The organism is Actinoallomurus rhizosphaericola, from assembly GCF_024055675.1.
In the GTDB taxonomy this organism is placed as follows: domain Bacteria; phylum Actinomycetota; class Actinomycetes; order Streptosporangiales; family Streptosporangiaceae; genus Actinoallomurus; species Actinoallomurus soli.
This window is the reverse complement of sequence record NZ_JAMXMW010000012.1, coordinates 122,162-140,779: the sequence shown is the minus strand read 5'-3', so window position 1 is coordinate 140,779 and position 18,618 is coordinate 122,162. Positions and strand designations below refer to the sequence as shown.

General features: G+C 72.2%; 15 protein-coding genes. 4 read left to right on the top strand and 11 right to left on the bottom strand.

What is annotated here, in order from left to right:
* Position 1: 1 nt before the first annotated feature.
* Entirely contained in the window at positions 2 to 1,114 is a 1,113-nt protein-coding gene (locus NE234_RS25755) for a GDSL-type esterase/lipase family protein (RefSeq protein ID WP_252783212.1), read from the top strand.
* A gap of 6 nt (positions 1,115 to 1,120) precedes the next feature.
* On the opposite strand, the gene NE234_RS25750 is transcribed toward NE234_RS25755, so the two are convergent.
* The 7 genes from NE234_RS25750 to NE234_RS25720 are packed head-to-tail and all read right to left on the bottom strand — an operon-like array spanning position 1,121 to position 10,067.
* Positions 1,121 to 2,353 carry an acyltransferase family protein gene (locus NE234_RS25750; protein WP_252783211.1) on the bottom strand — a complete coding sequence of 411 codons (1,233 nt, stop codon included), beginning with the start codon at positions 2,351 to 2,353 and terminating at the stop codon, positions 1,121 to 1,123.
* Positions 2,354 to 2,359: 6 nt separating this feature from the next.
* Positions 2,360 to 3,637 carry a sialidase family protein gene (locus NE234_RS25745; protein WP_252783210.1) on the bottom strand — a complete coding sequence of 426 codons (1,278 nt, stop codon included), beginning with the start codon at positions 3,635 to 3,637 and terminating at the stop codon, positions 2,360 to 2,362.
* On the bottom strand, positions 3,637 to 5,031 hold the full coding sequence (locus NE234_RS25740) for an ATP-binding cassette domain-containing protein (protein ID WP_252783209.1): 1,395 nt from the start codon (positions 5,029 to 5,031) through the stop codon (positions 3,637 to 3,639). The genes NE234_RS25745 and NE234_RS25740 overlap by 1 nt, the downstream gene beginning before the upstream one ends.
* Entirely contained in the window at positions 5,032 to 5,928 is an 897-nt protein-coding gene (locus tag NE234_RS25735; protein WP_252783350.1) for an ABC transporter permease, read from the bottom strand. It lies immediately after the preceding gene.
* Entirely contained in the window at positions 5,925 to 8,081 is a 2,157-nt protein-coding gene (locus tag NE234_RS25730) for a glycosyltransferase (protein WP_305886718.1), read from the bottom strand. The genes NE234_RS25735 and NE234_RS25730 overlap by 4 nt, the downstream gene beginning before the upstream one ends.
* Entirely contained in the window at positions 8,078 to 9,214 is a 1,137-nt protein-coding gene (gene glf / locus NE234_RS25725) for a UDP-galactopyranose mutase (RefSeq protein ID WP_252783208.1), read from the bottom strand. The genes NE234_RS25730 and glf overlap by 4 nt, the downstream gene beginning before the upstream one ends.
* Positions 9,204 to 10,067 carry a glycosyltransferase gene (locus NE234_RS25720; RefSeq protein ID WP_252783207.1) on the bottom strand — a complete coding sequence of 288 codons (864 nt, stop codon included), beginning with the start codon at positions 10,065 to 10,067 and terminating at the stop codon, positions 9,204 to 9,206. The genes glf and NE234_RS25720 overlap by 11 nt, the downstream gene beginning before the upstream one ends.
* 101 nt (positions 10,068 to 10,168) lie before the next feature.
* Here NE234_RS25720 and NE234_RS25715 point away from each other — a divergent pair, with 101 nt between their 5' ends.
* Positions 10,169 to 11,074 (top strand): glycosyltransferase, encoded by a 906-nt coding sequence (locus NE234_RS25715; RefSeq protein ID WP_308206929.1) that lies wholly within the window; start codon positions 10,169 to 10,171, stop codon positions 11,072 to 11,074.
* On the opposite strand, the gene NE234_RS25710 is transcribed toward NE234_RS25715, so the two are convergent.
* The 4 genes from NE234_RS25710 to NE234_RS25695 form a co-directional block, all read right to left on the bottom strand.
* On the bottom strand, positions 11,046 to 12,737 hold the full coding sequence (locus NE234_RS25710; RefSeq protein WP_252783205.1) for an LCP family glycopolymer transferase: 1,692 nt from the start codon (positions 12,735 to 12,737) through the stop codon (positions 11,046 to 11,048). The genes NE234_RS25715 and NE234_RS25710 overlap by 29 nt on opposite strands.
* 107 nt (positions 12,738 to 12,844) lie before the next feature.
* A complete protein-coding gene (locus NE234_RS25705) occupies positions 12,845 to 13,774 on the bottom strand; it encodes a DMT family transporter (RefSeq protein ID WP_252783204.1) in 930 nt (309 codons plus the stop codon).
* Positions 13,775 to 13,913: 139 nt separating this feature from the next.
* Complete coding sequence (locus tag NE234_RS25700) at positions 13,914 to 14,852, bottom strand: aldo/keto reductase (RefSeq protein ID WP_252783203.1); 939 nt, start codon at positions 14,850 to 14,852, stop codon at positions 13,914 to 13,916.
* Positions 14,853 to 14,981: 129 nt separating this feature from the next.
* The gene (locus tag NE234_RS25695; RefSeq protein ID WP_252783202.1) at positions 14,982 to 15,731 is read right to left on the bottom strand and encodes a dienelactone hydrolase family protein; all 750 of its coding nucleotides are present in this window, start codon (positions 15,729 to 15,731) and stop codon (positions 14,982 to 14,984) included.
* A 205-nt stretch (positions 15,732 to 15,936) separates the two neighbouring features.
* Here NE234_RS25695 and NE234_RS25690 point away from each other — a divergent pair, with 205 nt between their 5' ends.
* Both NE234_RS25690 and NE234_RS25685 read left to right on the top strand, forming a co-directional pair.
* Positions 15,937 to 16,749 carry a helix-turn-helix transcriptional regulator gene (locus NE234_RS25690; protein WP_252783201.1) on the top strand — a complete coding sequence of 271 codons (813 nt, stop codon included), beginning with the start codon at positions 15,937 to 15,939 and terminating at the stop codon, positions 16,747 to 16,749.
* Positions 16,750 to 16,941: 192 nt separating this feature from the next.
* Positions 16,942 to 18,543 carry an adenylate/guanylate cyclase domain-containing protein gene (locus NE234_RS25685; RefSeq protein WP_252783200.1) on the top strand — a complete coding sequence of 534 codons (1,602 nt, stop codon included), beginning with the start codon at positions 16,942 to 16,944 and terminating at the stop codon, positions 18,541 to 18,543.
* Positions 18,544 to 18,618 lie beyond the last annotated feature (75 nt).

Here is an 18,618-nt window from a genome sequence, read left to right as displayed (position 1 = left end):
CGTGACCGGCCGCCTCCGGGCCACGCTGGCGGCCGTGGCGAGCGCCTGCCTGCTCGTCACGGCGGCGTGCGCGGAGGTGAGATCCCCTGCCGTCACCGAGCCCCGTCGCCCCACCCCGAGCGCCACGCCCCGTCCGCCGCTGCGGATCATGCCGCTCGGAGACTCGATCACCGATGGGCTGCAGACGTCCGGTGGTTACCGCAGCGATCTGTGGCAGTACCTGAAGGCCGACGGAAGGTCGGCCGACTTCGTGGGGTCACGGGCGACCGGTCCCCCGCAGCTGGGCGACCGTAACGAGGAAGGCCATCCCGGATGGCGGATCCACCAGCTGGCCGTCCGGGTGCGGGAGTGGCTGCGGGTCTACCGTCCCGACGTCGTCCTCCTGCACATCGGAACGAACGACGTCATTCAGCGGAGCGCGCTGCCGCAGGCTCCGGCGCGGCTGGCCGCGCTGGTGGATCTCATCACCGCGACGCTGCCGGACGCGCAGGTGTACGTGGCCACGATCGTCCCGCTGGCCGACCCGGCCGGCGACCGGCTCGCCCGGCGGTACAACGCGGCGATCCCCGGCATCGTGTCGGCGCGGGCCGCACGGGGCCGGCACGTCCACCTCGTCGACATGCACGCGGCGCTCACGAGGGCCGACCTGTCCGCCGACGGAATCCATCCGACCTACGGGGGCTACTCCAAGATGGCGGCGCGGTGGTACGCCGCGCTGACCGGCGTCCCGATGACGCGGTGGGAGGCGGAGAAGCCGGCGTACACGACGATCAACGAGGGCGAACGGCTGACCACGTCACGGGCGTCGGGCAACGGCAAGGCCGGGTACCTCGCCGCGCCGGACAGCTACCTGGAGTTCGCGCTCCCGCTGCCGAGCGGCGGCCGCTACCGGATGTACGTGCGCGCCGCCGACGGCATGGACGCACCGTGCGGCCAGCTCCTCTCGGTCAACGGGCGGCCGCGGGAGCGGCTGGTCTACCGCCCGTACGGCTGGGACCAGTGGACCATCACCGCCGTCGACGTCTGGCTGAACGCGGGCCGGAACACGATCCGGTTCACCCGGCAGACCTGCAGCGCGGAGATCGACGCGATCGACCTGGCGCCCGCCCGCTGACCTCCCTCAGGACGACGGCACCTCGGCATCGTCCCCTGGGCGTCGCGCCGCCGCGTCGCCGCGAACCCCGTCCGGGGCCTCCGCGGGAAGGCCGTTCCGGCGGATCTGCGCCAGCGCGGTCTTCAGCCGGGCGCGCAGCCGGTGCTGTGCGGGGGCCTCGACGAGCCGGTAGATCAGGTAGGCCGAGACCAGCGCGACGGCGATCAGGACGCCGAGCACCGCCCACCGGCTCAGGTGCGGGTAGAGACGTGGGACGAGCGTCCGCGCGATCGTCTGGTGCACCAGGTACAGCGGGTAGGTGAGCATCCCCAGCAGGGTGAGGCCGCGCCAGCGCAGCCACGCCAGCCGATGCGTCGCGACGAGCGCCATGATGACGAAGACGAACGTGACGCCGGCCGGGATGACGTACTCCGAGACGCCCGGCACGATGAAGTCGGGGAAGTTGTACTTCAGGTCGTAGTAGCAGCCGAGCGCCCAGGCGACGGCGATGAGCAGCCAGACGATGAGGTTGCTCCCGTACCGGTAGATCAGGAAGAACCCCATCCCGGCGACGAAGAACGGCGCGTACCGCCACAGCAGCAGGACCTTGGCGAAGCCGAAGTCGGCCTCCATGGCGAACACGCTGAGCAGGAGCCAGCCGGTCATGAACGCGACGCACCGGCCGTACGTGACGCCCCGCCAGACGAGGAGCGCGATGAGCGCGTAGAAGTGCAGCTCCACATAGAGGGTCCAGTAGACGACCTCCATGCGCTGGGACCCGACGCCCTCCTGGAGCATCGTCAGATTCGGCAGGAACCGCATGACGGGCCCGTCGGTCCCCGGCCCGAACGGGACGTAGGAGCGGAAGGCCAGGTACGCGCCGAGCGAGAGGCACACGCTCACCCAGTAGGCCGGGAACAGCCGGGTGAACCGGGACACGGCGAAGTCGCCCACGCCGCGGTCCCAGGCGCTCATCAGGATGACGAAGCCGCTGATCAGGAAGAACAGCTCGACCCCGAGGAAGCCCCACCGCGTCACCTCCCCCAGGCCGGGGAAGATCTTCCGGGCGCTGCCGCCGGGCCATTCCGGCGCGGGCACCCCGGTGAAGTGGTGCAGCATGACGGCGGCGGCGGCCACGAAGCGCAGCAGGTCCAGCTCGCGGAGCCGTCCCGGCGGCCGTACGGGTCCGCGCGCGTCCCCGGTCTTCGTCGGCGCCGCGTCCTGCGCGCCGGCCGCCGTGGAACCGTTCGTCGATGGCATCGCGGCTCAGCCCGTGGCGGCGGTCGCGAAGTACGGGGTGCAGACCGTGCCGGCGTAGTCCGTGGCGATCTCCAGAACCGAGGTGCCCTTGGCCGCGGGGAGCAGCGCGGAGCTGTAGTTGGGGCAGTAGTCGTTGCGGGCGTCCGGGACGGCGACCGGCGCGGTCACCGCGCGCCAGGTACCGGCGCCGCCCTTCGCGCCGACGAAGAGCGTACGGCCGTTGCCGGAGGCCGCCGATCCGCTCGCCGTCACCAGTGTCTGGCCGACCAGGAGAAGCGATCCGTCGGGGCGCGGCGCGATCGTCGGGGCGTGGGCGAAGTGGCGGCCGCCGACGCTCGGGCGGGTGCCGGGCGTCGTCGCCTTGCCCCAGCTCCATCCGTTCGCCGACGTCCGGAGCCGTACCTCGCACTTTCGGGAGCCACAGGCCTCGTAGCTCATGACGTAGTGGCCGTTCGGCAGGCGGCGTACGACCGGCATGCCCGGCCGCTCGGCCTTGGCGGTGAAGGCGACGGTGTCCGTGCGGCCGGTCCAGGTACGGCCGTCGGAGGAGCGGACGCGCACGATCTTCTGACTGTGGCGGGAATCGGTCTCGTCGGAGTAGAAGGCGACCAGCCTGCCGTCGGAGGACACGGTCAGCTCGGGCTCCCACAGGCCGCCCGCCGTCTTCGCCGTGGCGATCGTGGACAGGTACGCCCAGGTGCGCCCATGGTCGAGGCTGCGCCACAGCCGGATGGTCATGCGCCGGTCCGGCGTGACGTTCCGGCCGAAGGCGGCGGCCCAGAGCAGCGTGCCGGCCGGGCTGGTGCCGACCTTCCTCGGCAGCTCGTACAGCGTGCCACAACACGCGCCCTTGCCCGCGGCGCCGTACGAGTCGGCGATCGAGCCGATCTGCCGGAACGTCCTGCCGGCGTCCGTGCTCTCGTACACCGAGCCGAGGCCGGCGTTCCCCGTGAACGTGACGACGCTCGCGATGACGCGGCCGTTCGCCGCACCGCTGTGCGCGAGGCGGACGACGCGCGGGTACAGACCGGTGCCGGCCCGCAGCGGCCTCGCGGCGGCCGATGCGGCGGCGCCCGCTCCCGCGGCCCGCCGTCCGTCCGGGCGGACCGCCGCGGCGGCGCCCGTGCCGGGGGGCCGTCCTCCGTCCGGGCGGGTCGCCGCGGCCGGTTCGGCGGCCTCTGTGTCGACGGCCCGTCCTCCGCCGGAGTGGGTCGCGGCCACCGTGACGCCCGCGCCGGCGACCAGCGCGGCCACCGCCGCGTACACCCATCGCTTCGTACTCATCACCGCTCCGTTATCCGCAGGATGACCTGCTCGTTGCCGCGCGTGTAGCCCTCGTAGCGGAACCGCAGGCCGGCCCGCTCGACGTACTCCGTCCACGCGCGGTACTCGTGCTCGCGCCACCCCGGGTAGCCGAAGAACTCGTCGAAGACGACGACGCTGCCGGGCCGCAGGCGCGGTCCCACGTGACGCAGGACCGTCCGCGTCGAGGAGTACAGGTCGGCGTCGAGGTGGAGGAAGGCGACCGGCTCGGGGTGCTCGTCGAGGAACCCGGGAAGGGTGTCCTCGAACAGTCCGACGACCAGTTCCGCGCCGAGCACCTCCGGGGGCGCGTCCACGGCGAAGGTGCCGGCGGGGAAGCCCTCCCGCCAGTCCTCGGGAAGTCCCTCGAAGGAGTCGAAGCCGAAGACGTTCTTGCCGTCGCAGGCGGCGGTGATGGTCCGCAGCGTACGGCCGGAGAAGACGCCGAATTCCAGCGCCATCCCCTCCTGGCCCTCGGCGAGGGACAGGGCGTACTCGAGCGTCGCCTGCGGGTCCGGCAGGGCCGTGGCGTCGGGCATGAGCTCGTCGATCAGCTTGGCCGCCTCGGCCGCCGCGGCCTTCTCCGCCTTGAGCGTGGCGGCGGCGAGCCTGGCCTCCTCACGACCCCGCTGCCGGCGGGCGGCGTCGAGGGGGCCGTCCGGCGGATTGAGGAAGTCGACGGCCTCGGTGATCTCGCCCTCGAACGCGACCCGGCCCTCGCGCAACACGACGCCCCGCCCGCAGACCTTCTCCAGCGTGCCCATGTCGTGGGAGACGATGACGAGCGTGCGTCCCTCGCCGTGCAGCTGCTCGATGCGCTCCAGGCACTTCTTCTGGAACGGCGGGTCGCCGACGGCAAGCACCTCGTCGACGAGGAAGACGTCCGGGTCGGTGTGGACGGCGACGGAGAAGCCCAGCCGCATGAACATGCCGGAGGAGTAGAACTTCACCTGCGTGTCGAGGAACTTCTCGATCTCGGAGAATGCGACGATCTCGTCGTACCTGGCCTGGGTCTCCGCCTTGCTCATGCCGAGGATCGCGGCGTTGAGGAAGATGTTCTCCTTGCCGGTCAGGTCGGGGTGCAGGCCGGCGCCGACCTCGATCAGGCCCGCGACCCGGCCGCGGATTCCGACCGACCCGGCGTCGGGCTGCATGACACCGGAGATCAGCTTGAGCAGCGTGCTCTTGCCCGACCCGTTGAGCCCCATCAGGGCGAGTGACTCGCCCTGCTCCACGGTGACCGACACCTCGTCGAGGGCCGTGAACCGCTCCGACAGGCTCTGACGGCGCGCGGCGCGTACGGTCATCTCCTTGATGGAGTGCGCGTGGCGCAGCGTGAAACGCTTGGTCACGCCGTCGACGACGATCGATTCCAACTAGAGCTCCTGGGCGAACCGCCGCTGCAGGCGGAAGAAGACCATCTGGGCCAGCCCCAGCAGCACGACGGCCGCGAGGAGGCTCCCCAGTCCTCGTACGGTCAGGTGGTCGGGGAACGCGTGCCTGCCGTCCGGGAACGTCGGGGTGCCGTCGGGCAGGTGCGCCTGACGCGGGTCGGCGGGCCACCAGAACGCCCGCTGGAACAGCAGCGTCGCCGTTCCCAGCGGGTTGGACAGGTAGATCTGCAGGCCGAGGCCGTTCCCCGCCGAGTCCTGTACGGCCGTCCACGGGTAGATCATCGGGGCGGTCCACGGGATGACGATGTTGAGGATGTCGACGACCTGGCCGAAGTCGCGGAAGAAGACGTTGATCCCGGCGAACAGCAGGCCGAACGCCAGGCCCAGCACGGCGACGATCGCCAGGCCGAGTGCCATCGACCCGAACGCGAGCGTGGAGGGCCGCCAGCCGCCGAGCAGCGCGCCGCCCCACAGGATCGCCATGCCGGGCACCATGTGCACGGCCGAGACCAGCGCCGAGGACACCGGGAACATCTCGCGCGGCAGGTAGATCTTCTGGACGAGCGGCGCGTTCCCGATGACGGACCACGTGCTGGTGATCAGCGTCTCGGTGAAGAAGCTGACCAGCACCATCCCGGAGAACAGGAAGACCGGGTACCCGGGGATGGACTTGCTCATCTTCAGGAAGATGCCGACGACGAAGAAGTAGACCGCGAAGTTGACGGCGGGACGGACGTACGACCAGCCCAGTCCGAGGAGGGATCCCTGGTAGCGGCTGCGCAGCTCCCGGCGCACCAGCAGCCGCAGCAGGTACCTCCGCCGGGCGACCTCCAGCAGACCGCCGCCGCTCCCCGGCGCGGTCAGGGGCGGAACCGTCATCGCTCCTCCGGCCGTTCCGCGGCCTCGGACGTCTCCTCCGGCCCGGCCGGTGCCACGGACGTCTCCTCCGGCCCGGCCGGTGCCACGGACGTCTCCTCCGGCCCGGCCGGTGCCACGGACGTCTCCTCCGGCCCGGCCGGTGCCACGGACGTCTCCTCCGGCCCGGCCGCCGTCTCCGACCCGGTCACCGCCTCGGACGGATCCTGTGGGCCGGTCGCCGCCTCGGACGGCTTCTCCGGCCGCGCGGCCTCGAACGTCTCGCGCCAGCGTTCGGGCGAGGCGAGGTCGGGGATGGCGGCGCGGTAGCGGCGGCTCAGCTGCGGCCACTCGTACGCCAGGCGCGCGTGCAGGGCCGTGGCCCGCTGCAGCAGGGAGCGGAACCGCGCGGGGTCCCGCTGGTACCAGGCCGCCTTGGTGCCGTCGGCCGAGGTGACCAGGGCGCTGTCGTAGCGCGACAGCAGCCACCAGGACTGGTCGACGTGCGGCACGGCCACCTCCGGATGCCTCCTGGGGTGGGAGTCGACGGGCCGGGAGTGCCGGAGCACTCCGCCGAGCGCGGTCCTGACCATCGCCTTGCGCCCGTGGGGAGGCTCCGGCTCGCGGCCGCGCCGGGGCGGCCTGCGCCGCTTGACCTTGGGGAACCTGTCGATGTCCGGCTTGGCCTGCGCGTCGGGGAACCCGGCGCGCAGGGCCCGCAGCTCGGCCATCTTCGTGGTCATCGACGCGTGCAGGTGCTCGGGGCCGCGCAGCGCGTCCTCGATGGCGAGCAGCATCAGCTCGGCCGTGGAGTACTGCATCGCCAGCGCGTGCTTGGTCGCGATGAACAGGCTCTCCTTGAGCATGTTGCCGCCCCGCTTGTACGGCGAGTACATGAGCGCGGTGATGATGCGGTTCCGCTCGGTGAAGTAGGCCTGCCAGTCCAGCGTGTCGTCCTTGGAATGCCACGGCACGTGCCAGACCGCCGCGCCCGGCAGCGACACCGTGGGGAACCCCGCCTTCGCGGCGCGGATGCCGTACTCGATGTCGTCCCACTTGATGAAGAAGGGCAGCGACAGCCCGACCTTGCGCACGATGTCGACCGGGATGAGGCACATCCACCAGGCGTTGTAGTCGACGTCGACCCGGCGGTGCAGCCAGGGCGTGTGGCGCAGCGGGTGCTCGGCCAGGTCGTGCCCGAGGAAGGTGTGCGCCGCCGGCGTCATCCACCAGCGGTAGCGCGCGATCGTCTCGCCGAAGACGTGCAGCACGGACCGGTGGAAGATGTCGAGCATGTGGCCGCCGACGATCGTCGGGGTACGGGCCAGGTCAGCGAAGGTCACCGCGCGCAGGATGCCCTCCGGCTCGACGGTCACGTCGTCGTCGAGGAGCAGGACGTAGTCGCTCCGCCCGGCGTCGAGGGTCTCGCTCATCGCGCGGGAGAATCCGCCGGAGCCGCCGATGTTGCCCTGGTCGATGAGGCGCAGCCGGCCGCCCAGCGACTCGGCGGCGGCCGCGAAGTCGGGGTGGTCCTCGACCCGGTCGGTGCCCTGGTCGACGACGAAGATCTCGTCGACGACGTCGAGCACGTCGCACGCCTCGCCCATCGCCCGCAGCTGCTCGACGCAGAACTCCGGCCGGTTGAACGTCGTGATGCCGATGCTCGCGCTGCCCCGCGGCCGGTCGGAGTCGGCGCACCACTCCGCGCCGTCCAGGACGGCGTCGCGGTCGCCGGCGACGATGTCGAACCAGTACCAGCCGCCGTCGATGAACGGCTTCAGGGGCAGGTCGATCTCGCGGACCACGGTGATGTTCGCGTCGACCTCCACCTGCGTGACCTTCTGGGTGAGGCCCTTGCCGGTGGAGCGGTGGACGTTGACGATGGCGTCGCCGCGCAGCCGCAGCCGCAGCGTGACGCGGTCGACCACGCTCCAGCGTCGCCAGTAGCTCGCCGGGAAGGCGTTGAAGTAGGTGCAGAACGACACCCGCCGGCCGGTCGGCACGACGAGGCCGCGCCGGCCGGTGATCCTGGCCTCGGAGCCGGCCCGTGCCGCGGACCATCGCGCCGCCGCGCCGTCCCTGTCGGCCCCGCTCCATACGACGCGGCCGTCGACGTACAGGCTCACGACGTCCGGATCGCGTCGAACGGGCAGCACGACGCGCTGCAGGACCCTCATCCCGTGCCTCCGGTGAAACGCGGCCGCAGCCGGTTCTCGTACATGGTCAGCGCGGACGCGATGGCCATGTGCATGTCCAGGTACTTGTAGGTGCCGAGACGGCCGCCGAACAGCACGTCCTTCTCCGCGCGGGCCAGTTCCCGGTAGCGGTGCAGCATCGCGCGGTCGGCGGGCGTGTCGATCGGGTAGTACGGCTCGTCGGCGGGCCCGGCGAAGCGAGAGTACTCGCGCATGATCACGGTTCGATCTCCCGGATGGTCCCGCTCCGGATGGAAGTGCCGGAACTCGTGGATCCGGGTGTACGGGACGTCCTCGTCGGCGTAGTTCATCACCGGGGTGCCCTGGAAGTCGCCGGTCGGCAGGACCTCCAGCTCGAAGTCCAGGGTGCGCCAGCCGAGCGCGCCCTCGCGGTGGCCGAAGTAGCGGTCGAGGGGGCCGGTGTAGACGACCGGGACGTTGCCGACGGCGTCCAGGTCGAAGAAGTCCGTGCCGAGGCGGACCTCGATCCCCGGGTGGTCGGCCATGCGCTCCAGCCAGGCGGCGTAGCCGTCCACGGGCAGGCCCTCGTACCGGTCGGCGAAGTAGCGGTCGTCGAAGGTGTAGCGCACGGGCAGGCGCGTGATGATCTCCGCCGGCAGCGCGCGGGGGTCGGTCTGCCACTGTTTCGCCGTGTAGCCCCGGATGAACGCCTCGTACAGCGGCCGCCCGATCAGCGAGATCGCCTTCTCCTCCAGGTTCGCGGGGTCACTGATCTCGGCGGCCTGCCCGGCGATCAGGGCCCGCGCCTCGTCCGGGGACATCGCCCGGCCGAAGAACGCGCACATGGTGCCCAGGTTGATCGGCATCGGGTACACCTGGTCCTTGAAGACCGTGAAGACCCGGTGCCGGTAGTCGGTGAAGGCGGTGAACCGGTTGACGTACTCCCAGACCCGCTCGTTGGAGGTGTGGAACAGGTGCGCGCCGTACCGGTGGACCTCGATGCCGGTGGACGGCTCGGTCTCGCTGTAGGCGTTGCCGCCGATGTGGTCGCGTCGCTCGACGACCAGCACCCGCAGGCCGAGGTCGCGGGCGCAGCGCTCGGCGACGGTCAGCCCGAACAGGCCGGCGCCGGCCACCACCAGGTCAGCGTTCACTCGTCTCCTCCACGGGGGTCCGCTCCCCCGCGCCGCGCGGGGCCACGAACCGCCGGTACAGCGGCTTGCGGATCCAGGTCGGCGTCAGCCGGTACCCGCCGCGGACGCTCACGTTGCGCGCGTACTGGGCGAGGGTGGTGAAGCCGCTGCGCCGCAGCTCACGCTGCAGGCGCAGCTCGGCCCGCAGCAGCGTCAGCCCGCCGCGGCGCTCGTACGCGCCCTCGCCCACGCGGTAGTACACGAGCGGCTCGGGCAGGTTGACGACCTTGGCACCGCTCGCGATCATGCGCGCGAACAGCCAGTAGTCCTCCATCAGCGGCATGTCGCCGTAGCCGCCCGCGGCCAGGACGGCGGTGCGCCGGTACACGATCGTCGGGTGGTTGAACGGATCGTGCAGCCGGGCGTAGCGCGCGATGTGCTCCGGGTCGGAGACCGGCGTGCGGCTGCCGACGATGTCGTCCCGGCCCGTCCCGAACTCCAGCATTCCCGCGCCGACCAGGTCGGCCCCGCGTTCGATCACCGGCAGCTGCGTCGCGAAGCGGTGCGGCATGGCGATGTCGTCGGCGTCCATGCGGGCCACCACGTCGTACCGGCTGGCCGCCAGCCCGGCGTCCAGGGCCAGGCCCAGGCCGCCGTTGTGCTCCAGCGGGAGGAACGTCACGGGCACCGGGCTCCCCTCCGTCAGCCGGGCCAGGCAGCCGGCGAGCTCCGCCGGGACCGGCCCGTCCTGCACGAGGATCACCTGGTCGGGCCGGCGCGTCTGGGCGTCCACCGAACTGCGGAACGCCTCGCGGACGCGGTCCGCCCGGTCCCCGCCGTAGACGGTGAGGAGAAGCGCGAAGGGTTCGGCCATGCGTCCGTCTCGGGGTGGAGGGGGATGCGATGCGGCCACTGAGGCGGAATGCATCTTATGCTACTTTTGCCGACTTCATTGATGGCCCAACTCGGTGATAGGTGAGGTGTCAGCTGAAAGACGCCCAAATCGCCGCCGTGGTTGTCACGCACAACCGACGAGATCTGTTGACCGAGGCGTTGACCGCCCTCGAGAAGCAGACCCGCCCGCCCGACGGCATCGTGGTCGTCGACAACGCCTCGGCCGACGGAACCGCCCGCCTCGTCCGCGAACGCTTCCCCGGCGTCCGGCTGCTGGCGCTCCCCCGCAACACCGGCGGCGCCGGCGGCTTCGCCACGGGGATCGCCCACGCCCTGGCCACCGGGGCGGACGCGCTCTGGCTGCTGGACGACGACACGGTGCCCGAGCCGGACGCCCTGGCCGCCCTCCTGACGGCGCGCGACCGGGGGCGCGACGGCGGCGGGCGGCCGCCCGCGCTCGTCGCCGGCCGCGTCGTCTGGACCGACGGCCGCGACCACCCGATGAACACCCCGCGGTCCCGGCCGTCGGCCGTGCCCGGCTGCGCCCGGATCCGCTCCGCGTCCTTCGTGTCCGTGCTCGTCGACGCCGAGGCCGTACGGGAGCGCGGGCTGCCGATCGCCGACTACTTCCTCTGGAACGACGACTTCGAGTTCACGCTGCGGCTGCTGCGCGGGCGCGCCGGCCTGCTCTGCCGGGACAGCGTGGCCGTGCACAGGACCGCCTCCCCCGACTTCGATCCGGGGCGGCGGTTCTTCCACGAGGTGCGCAACAAGGTCTGGCTGTTCACCCGCAGCCGCTGCCTCGGCCCCGGCGAACGCCTGCTCTACGCCGGCGCGACGGCCCGCCGCTGGGCCCGTACGCTCGCGGGCTCCGCCGACCGGACGGCGCTCGTACGAGACCTGGGCCGGGGACTGTGGGCGGGCCTGCGCTCCGGCCCCCGGCCCAACGACGCCGTCCTCACTGACACGGATTCTGAGCCGCGTTGATCTCCCCGTTCACCTTCGGGATGTCCGGGGCCTTCACCTGCACGCCCTCGGGGCCGACGACCAAGGACACGGTGCCCGGCGCGACCGTGTTGTCGGCCGCGATGACCACACCCGGCACTGCGACGGCCAGGGCGTCGGCGAAGCGCTCGGCGCCCGGCCCGTAGAGGATCCTGGTCTGCGGCTGCGCCGGGCCCTTCGCCGCCTTCACGTGGAAGCCCTGGCTCTTCAGGTCCTGCACCGCCTTCTTCGGCGCGTTGACCGCGGTGACCTTGACCTCGTCGGGCTTCGGCGCCACCGGCATGGACGGTTCCGGCTTCGGTGCGGGCAGGTCGTCGTCCTTGCGGATGGCGTCGAACAGCGGACCGGCCTGGGCCATGTCCCACTGCACCCGGTTGGGGTCCTTGGGGTAGGTCTGCGTCGGCACGGTGACGAACCGCACGGTGCCCGCGCTCATCCCCTTCAGGCTGGTCGCGAGCTTCCTCATCGCGGAGACGCTGAAGTCGTCGTCGGTCGAGATCGCCTTGGTCACGGCGTTCAGGAAGCGGTACGTGCGCGTCGGGTCGGTCAGCATGGCCTGGCTCGTGGCCTTCTTGACCACCGAGGCCATGAACTTCTGCTGCCGCTGGATGCGCTCCAGGTCCGAGCCGTCGCCGAGGCCGTAGCGCGTACGGACGTACCCCAGCGCGTCGTTGCCCTTGACGACCTGGCGGCCGGCCTTCAGCGACAGGTTGGCGCGCGGGTCGTTCACCGCCTGCGGCACGCAGATCTCCACCCCGCCCAGCGCGTCGACCACCTTCTTGAACCCGGCGAAGTCGATCTTGACGTAGTGGTCGATGTGGATGTCGGTGTCCGCCTCGATCATCTTCCAGGTGCAGGTCGCCCCGGCGTAGGCGAACGCGGCGTTCAGCATGCCGAAGAAGGCCGGCACCGTGCCGCCCTTCTTCTTCCGGCACTCCGGGACGTGGACCATGGAGTCACGGGGGAAACTGATCGCCACCGCGCGGTCCCGGTTCGGCGACAGGTGCAGCAGGATCGTCGTGTCCGAGCGCTCACCGGCGATGTCCGGCGACCAGTACTCATGGTTCTCCCCGTCACGGGAGTCCGAGCCGAGCAGCAGGATGTTCATCGACTTGTTCAGCTTCGGCGGGCGGTTCGTACCCAGCTGCCGCTGGTCGACGTGCTCCTTCGTGATGTTGCCCTGCAGCTTCTCGTACAGGCCGAAGGCCGTGCCGCCCGCCGCGACGAGCGCGAGCACCACGCCGACCGCGACCCAGCGCAGGACGCGCCGCCCACGGCGGCGCACGGGCTCCGGCGGAACCGGGGGCGCCTTCTCACCGGCCCCGCCCTCGGCGGGCTCATCGCCGCCGGCCCCCTCGGCGGCGGACTCGTCACCGGGTTCCTCGGCGGTGGACCCTTCGCCGGGTCCCTCGGCGGCGGCCCCTTCGCCGGGTCCCTCGGCGGCGGACCCTTCGCCGGGTTCCTCGTTCGCGGAACCCGGCGCCGCCGCGGGCTCGCCCTCACCAGGCTCGCCTGCCGGGCCTTGGTCGTTCTTCTCGCCCCGTCGCGTCTCCGCGGCCGGCGTCTCGCCCGCCGGGCCCTCGGAGTCCGGCGCCTTCGGCGACGCCTCCTCCGGCGTCACGTCGTCAGCGTCGTTGTCGGCCATTCCACCTCATCGATCCGTCACGCGCGGTGCCGCGCGAGTCCCTGCCCCTTAGACGCACGCCGAAGTACATCAGATGACAAATACCGCTTTTGACCCTTTGCGTCAGGTCAGGCGCGCTCGCGGGCGGAGGGCACCAGCGCGGTGCCGGGACGCTCCTCCACCGCGTCGTGCCGGGGGAACAGCACCAGCGCCACCACGGCCAGGACGAACGCCGCGATCCGGAGGATGACCAGCAGACGGTCGGACGGCCACGGCTCCTTGTACAGCAGTGCGCCGAGGATGACGAGCTGGGTCTTGGCGGTCACGGTGAGCACGGACACGACGATCGACATGCGGCAGCGCTGAAGGCCGATCTGCAGCTGGGCCAGGCCGAGCGCCGCCATCCCGACCGCGACGTACGGGTACGGCGTGCCGTACGCCGCGGCCGCCAGCCCGTGCGCGTTGTAGACCGCGGCCACTCCCTTCAGTGCCAGTTCGGAGACGCCGAGGCTGACGCCGGACCCGATCCCGTAGGCGATGCCGGCCAGCGGCCGGGCGTGCCTGCCGAACGTCCGGATGTCACCGCCGACCAGGACCGCCACACCGACCAGCACGCCGGGGACGACGACGGCGGTCAGGGTGAGCGGTCCGGCGACGGCGCAGGTCAGCACCTCGTGCCGGCCGTTCGACGCGCCGACCATCGCGGTCGCCAGGCCGAACAGGCCCACGCTGGCCCACTCCCGGCCGGTGAGCCGCTCGCCGAAGAAGACGCCGGCGTAGAAGAGGATGAACAGGAGGCTCACGGCGAAGATCGGCTGGGCGAGGCTCAGCGGGAGCATCGTCAGCGCCTTGACCTGGGTGGCCACCCCGGCCAGCACGATGACCAGGCCGGACAGCCACAGCCAGTCCGTGTAGGTGTACTGCAGGAGGCGGAGCGGCCGGGTCCCGCGCAGTTCGGGCATGCGGCCCGCGGCGACGCGGAAGACGATGAAGCCCAGGTAGTAGATGAGGGTCGCCATCAGCGCCAGTACGGCGCCCCTGACGTCGGATCCACCCATGCACCGAGCCTCTCGTCCCGCTTCATGACACGTGTTCCTCGCTCCAAGTGTCACGACTGTCGCGGATAGCGATCATCGCGTCAATAGCCATGTTCGCCGATATAGGTCGGTTCCGTACGGTGTTTCAGTCAATACCGTGTCATGTCCACGGCAAGGCGGCGCGGCGCCTCCAGTACTCCTCCGGCGGGATCGCGAGCGCGTCCAGCGCGGCGAGGTCGTCGTCGCTCAGCGGGACGCGCGGGGCCGCGAGGTTGGACGCCAGTTGCGCGACGCTCACCGCCCCGGCCAGCACGGTGTCCGCCCAGGGCCGGGCGAGCACGGCGGCGAGCGCGACCGCGTCCGTCCCGACCCCGTGCGCCGCCGCGATCTCGCGTACGGCCGCGGGCGGCTCGACCGCGAGCCGGCCGTTGGCCAGCCCCTCCTTCACGAGGACGTGCAGGCCGCGGGCGTGCGCCTCGGCGAGCGCGTCGCCCGCCGAGGGCTCCAGGACGTTCCAGGTCGACTGCACGGCCGCGAAGAGAGGCCGCCCGTCGACCTCGAGGTCGAGCGCGCGCCGTACCGTCTCGGCCTGGGCGGGGCCGGACGTGGAGAAGCCCACGCGTACGCCCTCCGCGGCGAGCTCGGCCAGGGCCCGCTGCAGGGCGGCGTCGGCGAACACCGGGCCGTCCGCCATCAGGGAGTGGATCTGGTACACCGCGAGGCGGTCGCCGAGCAGCTCCCGGCTCCGCGCCACCTGGTCCCGGAACCTCGCCAGGGAGTGCTCCTTGACCTCGTGCACGTCCGCGTCCAGGCGCCACTCGCCGACGTAGGCGTAGCCCCACTTGCTGGAGACGGTGACGTCGCGGTGCCCCCGGTCGTCCAGCCAGCCGGCCAGGAACTCCTCGGCCAGTCCGTACGAGCGGGCGGCGTCGACCCAGCGGATCCCCTCGTCGTACGCCGCGTCCAGCACCCGCCAGGCGGCCGCCCGCATCGCCTCCACCGTCCGCTCGGCGGGCAGTGCGCCGTCCCGGCCGAGGTTGATGTACGCCGGTCGCCCCAGGGCGGCCAGCCCGAGCCCCATCCTCCCGATCACGGTCATGCGACCTACCGTCCCACGAGGCCGTCCGGCCGCGGGAGCCGGCCGCCTCCGGCGCGGACAGCGCAGCCGCAGGGGCCTGCTCGGCCGGCGAGAGGCCGAGCCTGCGGGGAGGGGCCACGGCAGGAAGGATCAGGACGCGCGGGCGTCGCCGTGCCGACGGGTGAAGTCGAGGATGCGGTGCCAGGCGTCGGCGCAGGCCTCCGTCCACTCCGCGTATGCGGCGTCGAAGAAGGAGTGCGGCGCTCCGGGGTAGACGTGCATCTCGTACTCCTTCCCGGCTTCGTCGAATCCCGCCGCGAGCGCGTCGAACTCCTCCTGCGTGGTCACGACGTCATCACCGGCGAGCAGCATCAGCAGCGGTGCCGACAGATCGGCCGTCCGGTCGCCGAAGAAGCGTGGCGGACCGTAGAAGCCGACAGCTCCGGCGAGCCCGAGGCCGGCCGCGGCCAGCCGCCAGGAGGTCCCGCCGCCGAGGCAGAAACCGACGCTGAACACCGGACCGCCGTCCCACCGGCGGAGGGCCGCCACGGCCGCCGCCGCGTCGGTCTCCACGTGCGCGGGTTCCAGCCGCTCGAGGTGCGCCATCTCGTCGAACGACTCGTCACGGGCTCCGGTACCGGCGCTGCGCCCGTAATAGTCCATCACCAGAGTGTGGAACCCCGCCTCGGCGAACCGCCGGGCCAGGGCCTCGTAGAAGGGGTGCAGGCCGCGGGTGTCCGGGAGCAGGAGCACACTGCGCCCGTTGGGAACGCCGGGAACCGCGCGGTAGGCCCGGAAGCGATTCCCGTCGGCCGCGGTCAGCTCCAGCGGTCCGTGCTCGGCGACCTCCCCGGTCACGACAGGGGCGGCGGGCGGCAGGGCGTCGACACTGTGACACATGGCAGGAATCTCCGTCTCTCGTGGACTCGGGTCCCCGTCGGCCGGGGACGTCCCGCAGCCTGCCGCCGCTTCGTCCCGTCACCCAGTCCCCCACTGTTACGGGTACTCGCAGGGCCACCCTGGGCGCACCACTTCCGCATGCGCGCCACCGGCTCGCGCCCGAGGGCCGGAGGCCGCCGTGACCGGGCCGGGCATACTGGCGGGCATGGAAGATCACCGGGAGCTGGGGCGGTTCCTGCGGACCCGCCGGGCCCGCGTCAGCCCGGAGAGCGCCGGACTGCGCGGTGGTGCCCGGCGCCGGGTACCCGGCCTGCGCCGGGAAGAGCTCGCCCAGCTCGCCGGGATCAGCGCGGAGTACTACCAGCGGCTCGAACAGGGCCGTGCCACCCGCCCCTCGGATGAGGTGCTCGACTCCCTGGCCGAGGTCCTCCGTCTCGACGCGGTGGAGCGCGAGCATCTGCGGGTCCTGGCCCGCCCGGCCCGGCGGCGGACCGGGCACGTCGCTCCGGTCGAGATCGTCCGGCCGGAGCTGCGGCGCCTGCTGGGTCTCATCAACGTGCCCGCCATCGTCATCAACGACCGGTTCGACCTGCTGGCTGGGAACCCGGGCGCGAAGCAGATCTTCGCGCTGGACACCTTCCCGGCGGCGCGCGGGAACCTGGCCCGGTTCCAGTTCCTGGTTCCTGAGGGACGGGTGTTCTACGTGGAGTGGGAGGAGGTCGCCGCGGCGACGGTGGGTGAGCTCAGGGTCGCCGCCGGCCGGTACCCCGGCGACGCCGAGCTGTCGGCGCTGATCCGGGAGCTGCACTCCGGCAGCGGCGACTTCCGCCGGTTGTGGGCGGGCGGTGACGTCGACGTGCGCACGTACGGCGTCAAGAGGTTCCACCACGGAGTCCTCGGCACGCTCACGTTCTGCTTCGAGAACTTTGAACTCGCGGGCGACGCCCGGCAGCGGCTCATCACGTTCACCCCCGTCGGCTCGGGCGAGGCCGAGGTCGCGCCCTCGTCGCGGCCCTGAGGCCGGGTTCGCGCCCTCGTCGGGGCCGGCGTCCTGAGGCCGAGGCCCTCTCCCCGTCCCGGGTGCCTGCCCTGAGGCCGAAACCCTGGGTTCCGCCCTCGTCGGAGGTGGGTCTGTGAACCTCCGCGCGCGGGTTCTCCCGGGGATCGGTCACACTGGTCTTCCACAGATGCGCGAGGAGGCAGTCGGGCGGTGGCCGCCAAAGCGGTGACGAACAAGGGGCTCCACGGGCGGCTGGACGGGCCGCCGGGCGCCTCACGTGCGGTGCTCGAACGCCGCACGCGGTGGCTGCTCATCGTCGCGGTCGGCGGGGCGAACCTCGCCGGCGCGTTGTTCGTCCTGCTCTTCTCGACGTTCGTGATGCCGGACCCGCCGGGGATCGCCGACCCCGCGCACGTCCGGTTCGTCAACCTCCTGGTCTTCTGCGCCTATCTCGTGTTCGGCGCGCCGATCGGCGTCACCTGGGGGCTGTGGTTGTTCCGCCCGGTGCGCACCTTCGCCGGTCACGAGCACGACCCGACCGAGAAGGAGCGGCGCGGCGTGCTGCGCGGTCCCCTGCGGCTGCTGGCGATGCAGGGCACGCTGTGGGGGCTGGGCGCGGTCGGCTGGGCCGTGATCGACGCGCCCTACTCCGGCCTGCTCGCCCTGAAGGTCGGCATGATCACGGCGCTCGGCGGCGTCACCACCTGCGCGATCGTGTATCTGCTCACCGAGCGCCTGCTGCGGCCCATCGCGGCGGTGGTGATGGCGGCCGGGCCGGCGCAGTACGACGCGTGGTTCGGCATCACGCCCCGCGCCATGCTCGCGTGGGCGCTCGGCAGCGCGGTCCCGGTCCTCGGCTCCGTCGCCGCCGCGGTGGCCGCGCTGGTCGTCGACGGCATGTCCCTGACCCAGCTGGCCGGCACGATCCTCGTGCTCGGCGGCGTCGCCCTGCTCGTGGGGGCGCCGGTGACCTACATCGCCGCCCGCGCGATCGCCGACCCGGTCCGGTCCGTGCGGGAGGGGCTGGCGCGGGTCGAACGCGGCGATCTTCAGGCGTCGGTCCCGGTCTATGACGCGAGCGAGCTGGGCCGGTTGCAGGCCGGGTTCAACCACATGGCGGCGGGGCTGCGGGAGAACGAGCGGGTGCGGGACCTGTTCGGCCGGCACGTCGGGGAGGACGTCGCCCGGCACGCCCTCGAACACGGCGTCGTGCTGGGCGGTGAGCTGCGCGAGGCGGCCGTCTTCTTCGTCGATCTGCAGGGCTCGACGCACCTGGCCGCGACGCGGCCGCCCGGCGAGGTCGTCGCCCTGCTCAACGCGTACTTCGGCGTCGTCGTCGAGGTGGTGGCCCGGCACGGCGGGCTGATCAACAAGTTCCAGGGCGACGCCGCCCTGGCCGTCTTCGGCGTGCCCGAGCGGCTCGAGGACCCGGCGGGTCAGGCGCTGGCCGCCGCCCGTGAGCTGTCGCGCCGCCTGCGGGCGGAGCTCCCCCAGCTCGTCGCCGGGATCGGGGTGTCGGCCGGGCAGGTCGTCGCCGGGCACATCGGCGCGGAGCAGCGCCTGGAGTACACCGTGATCGGGGATCCGGTCAACGAGGCCGCGCGGCTCAGCGACCTCGCCAAGGCCGCGCCGGACCGGCTGCTCGCCTCGGAAACGGTCGTCGCGGCCGCCGGGCCGGGCGAGGCCGCGCACTGGCGGCTCGGCAGCGCCGTGACGCTGCGCGGCCGTACGAGCCGGACCCGGCTGGCCGCGCCGTTCCGGCGACCGCCGCCCAGCGGCATCGACCGGGTGATCAACCGCCTCCGCCGCTGAGGAGAGCGCCATCCGCCGTCCGGCCACCTCCCCGACCGTCGACGTCTCACCTGCCGGAATGGCCCGGCTGGATAA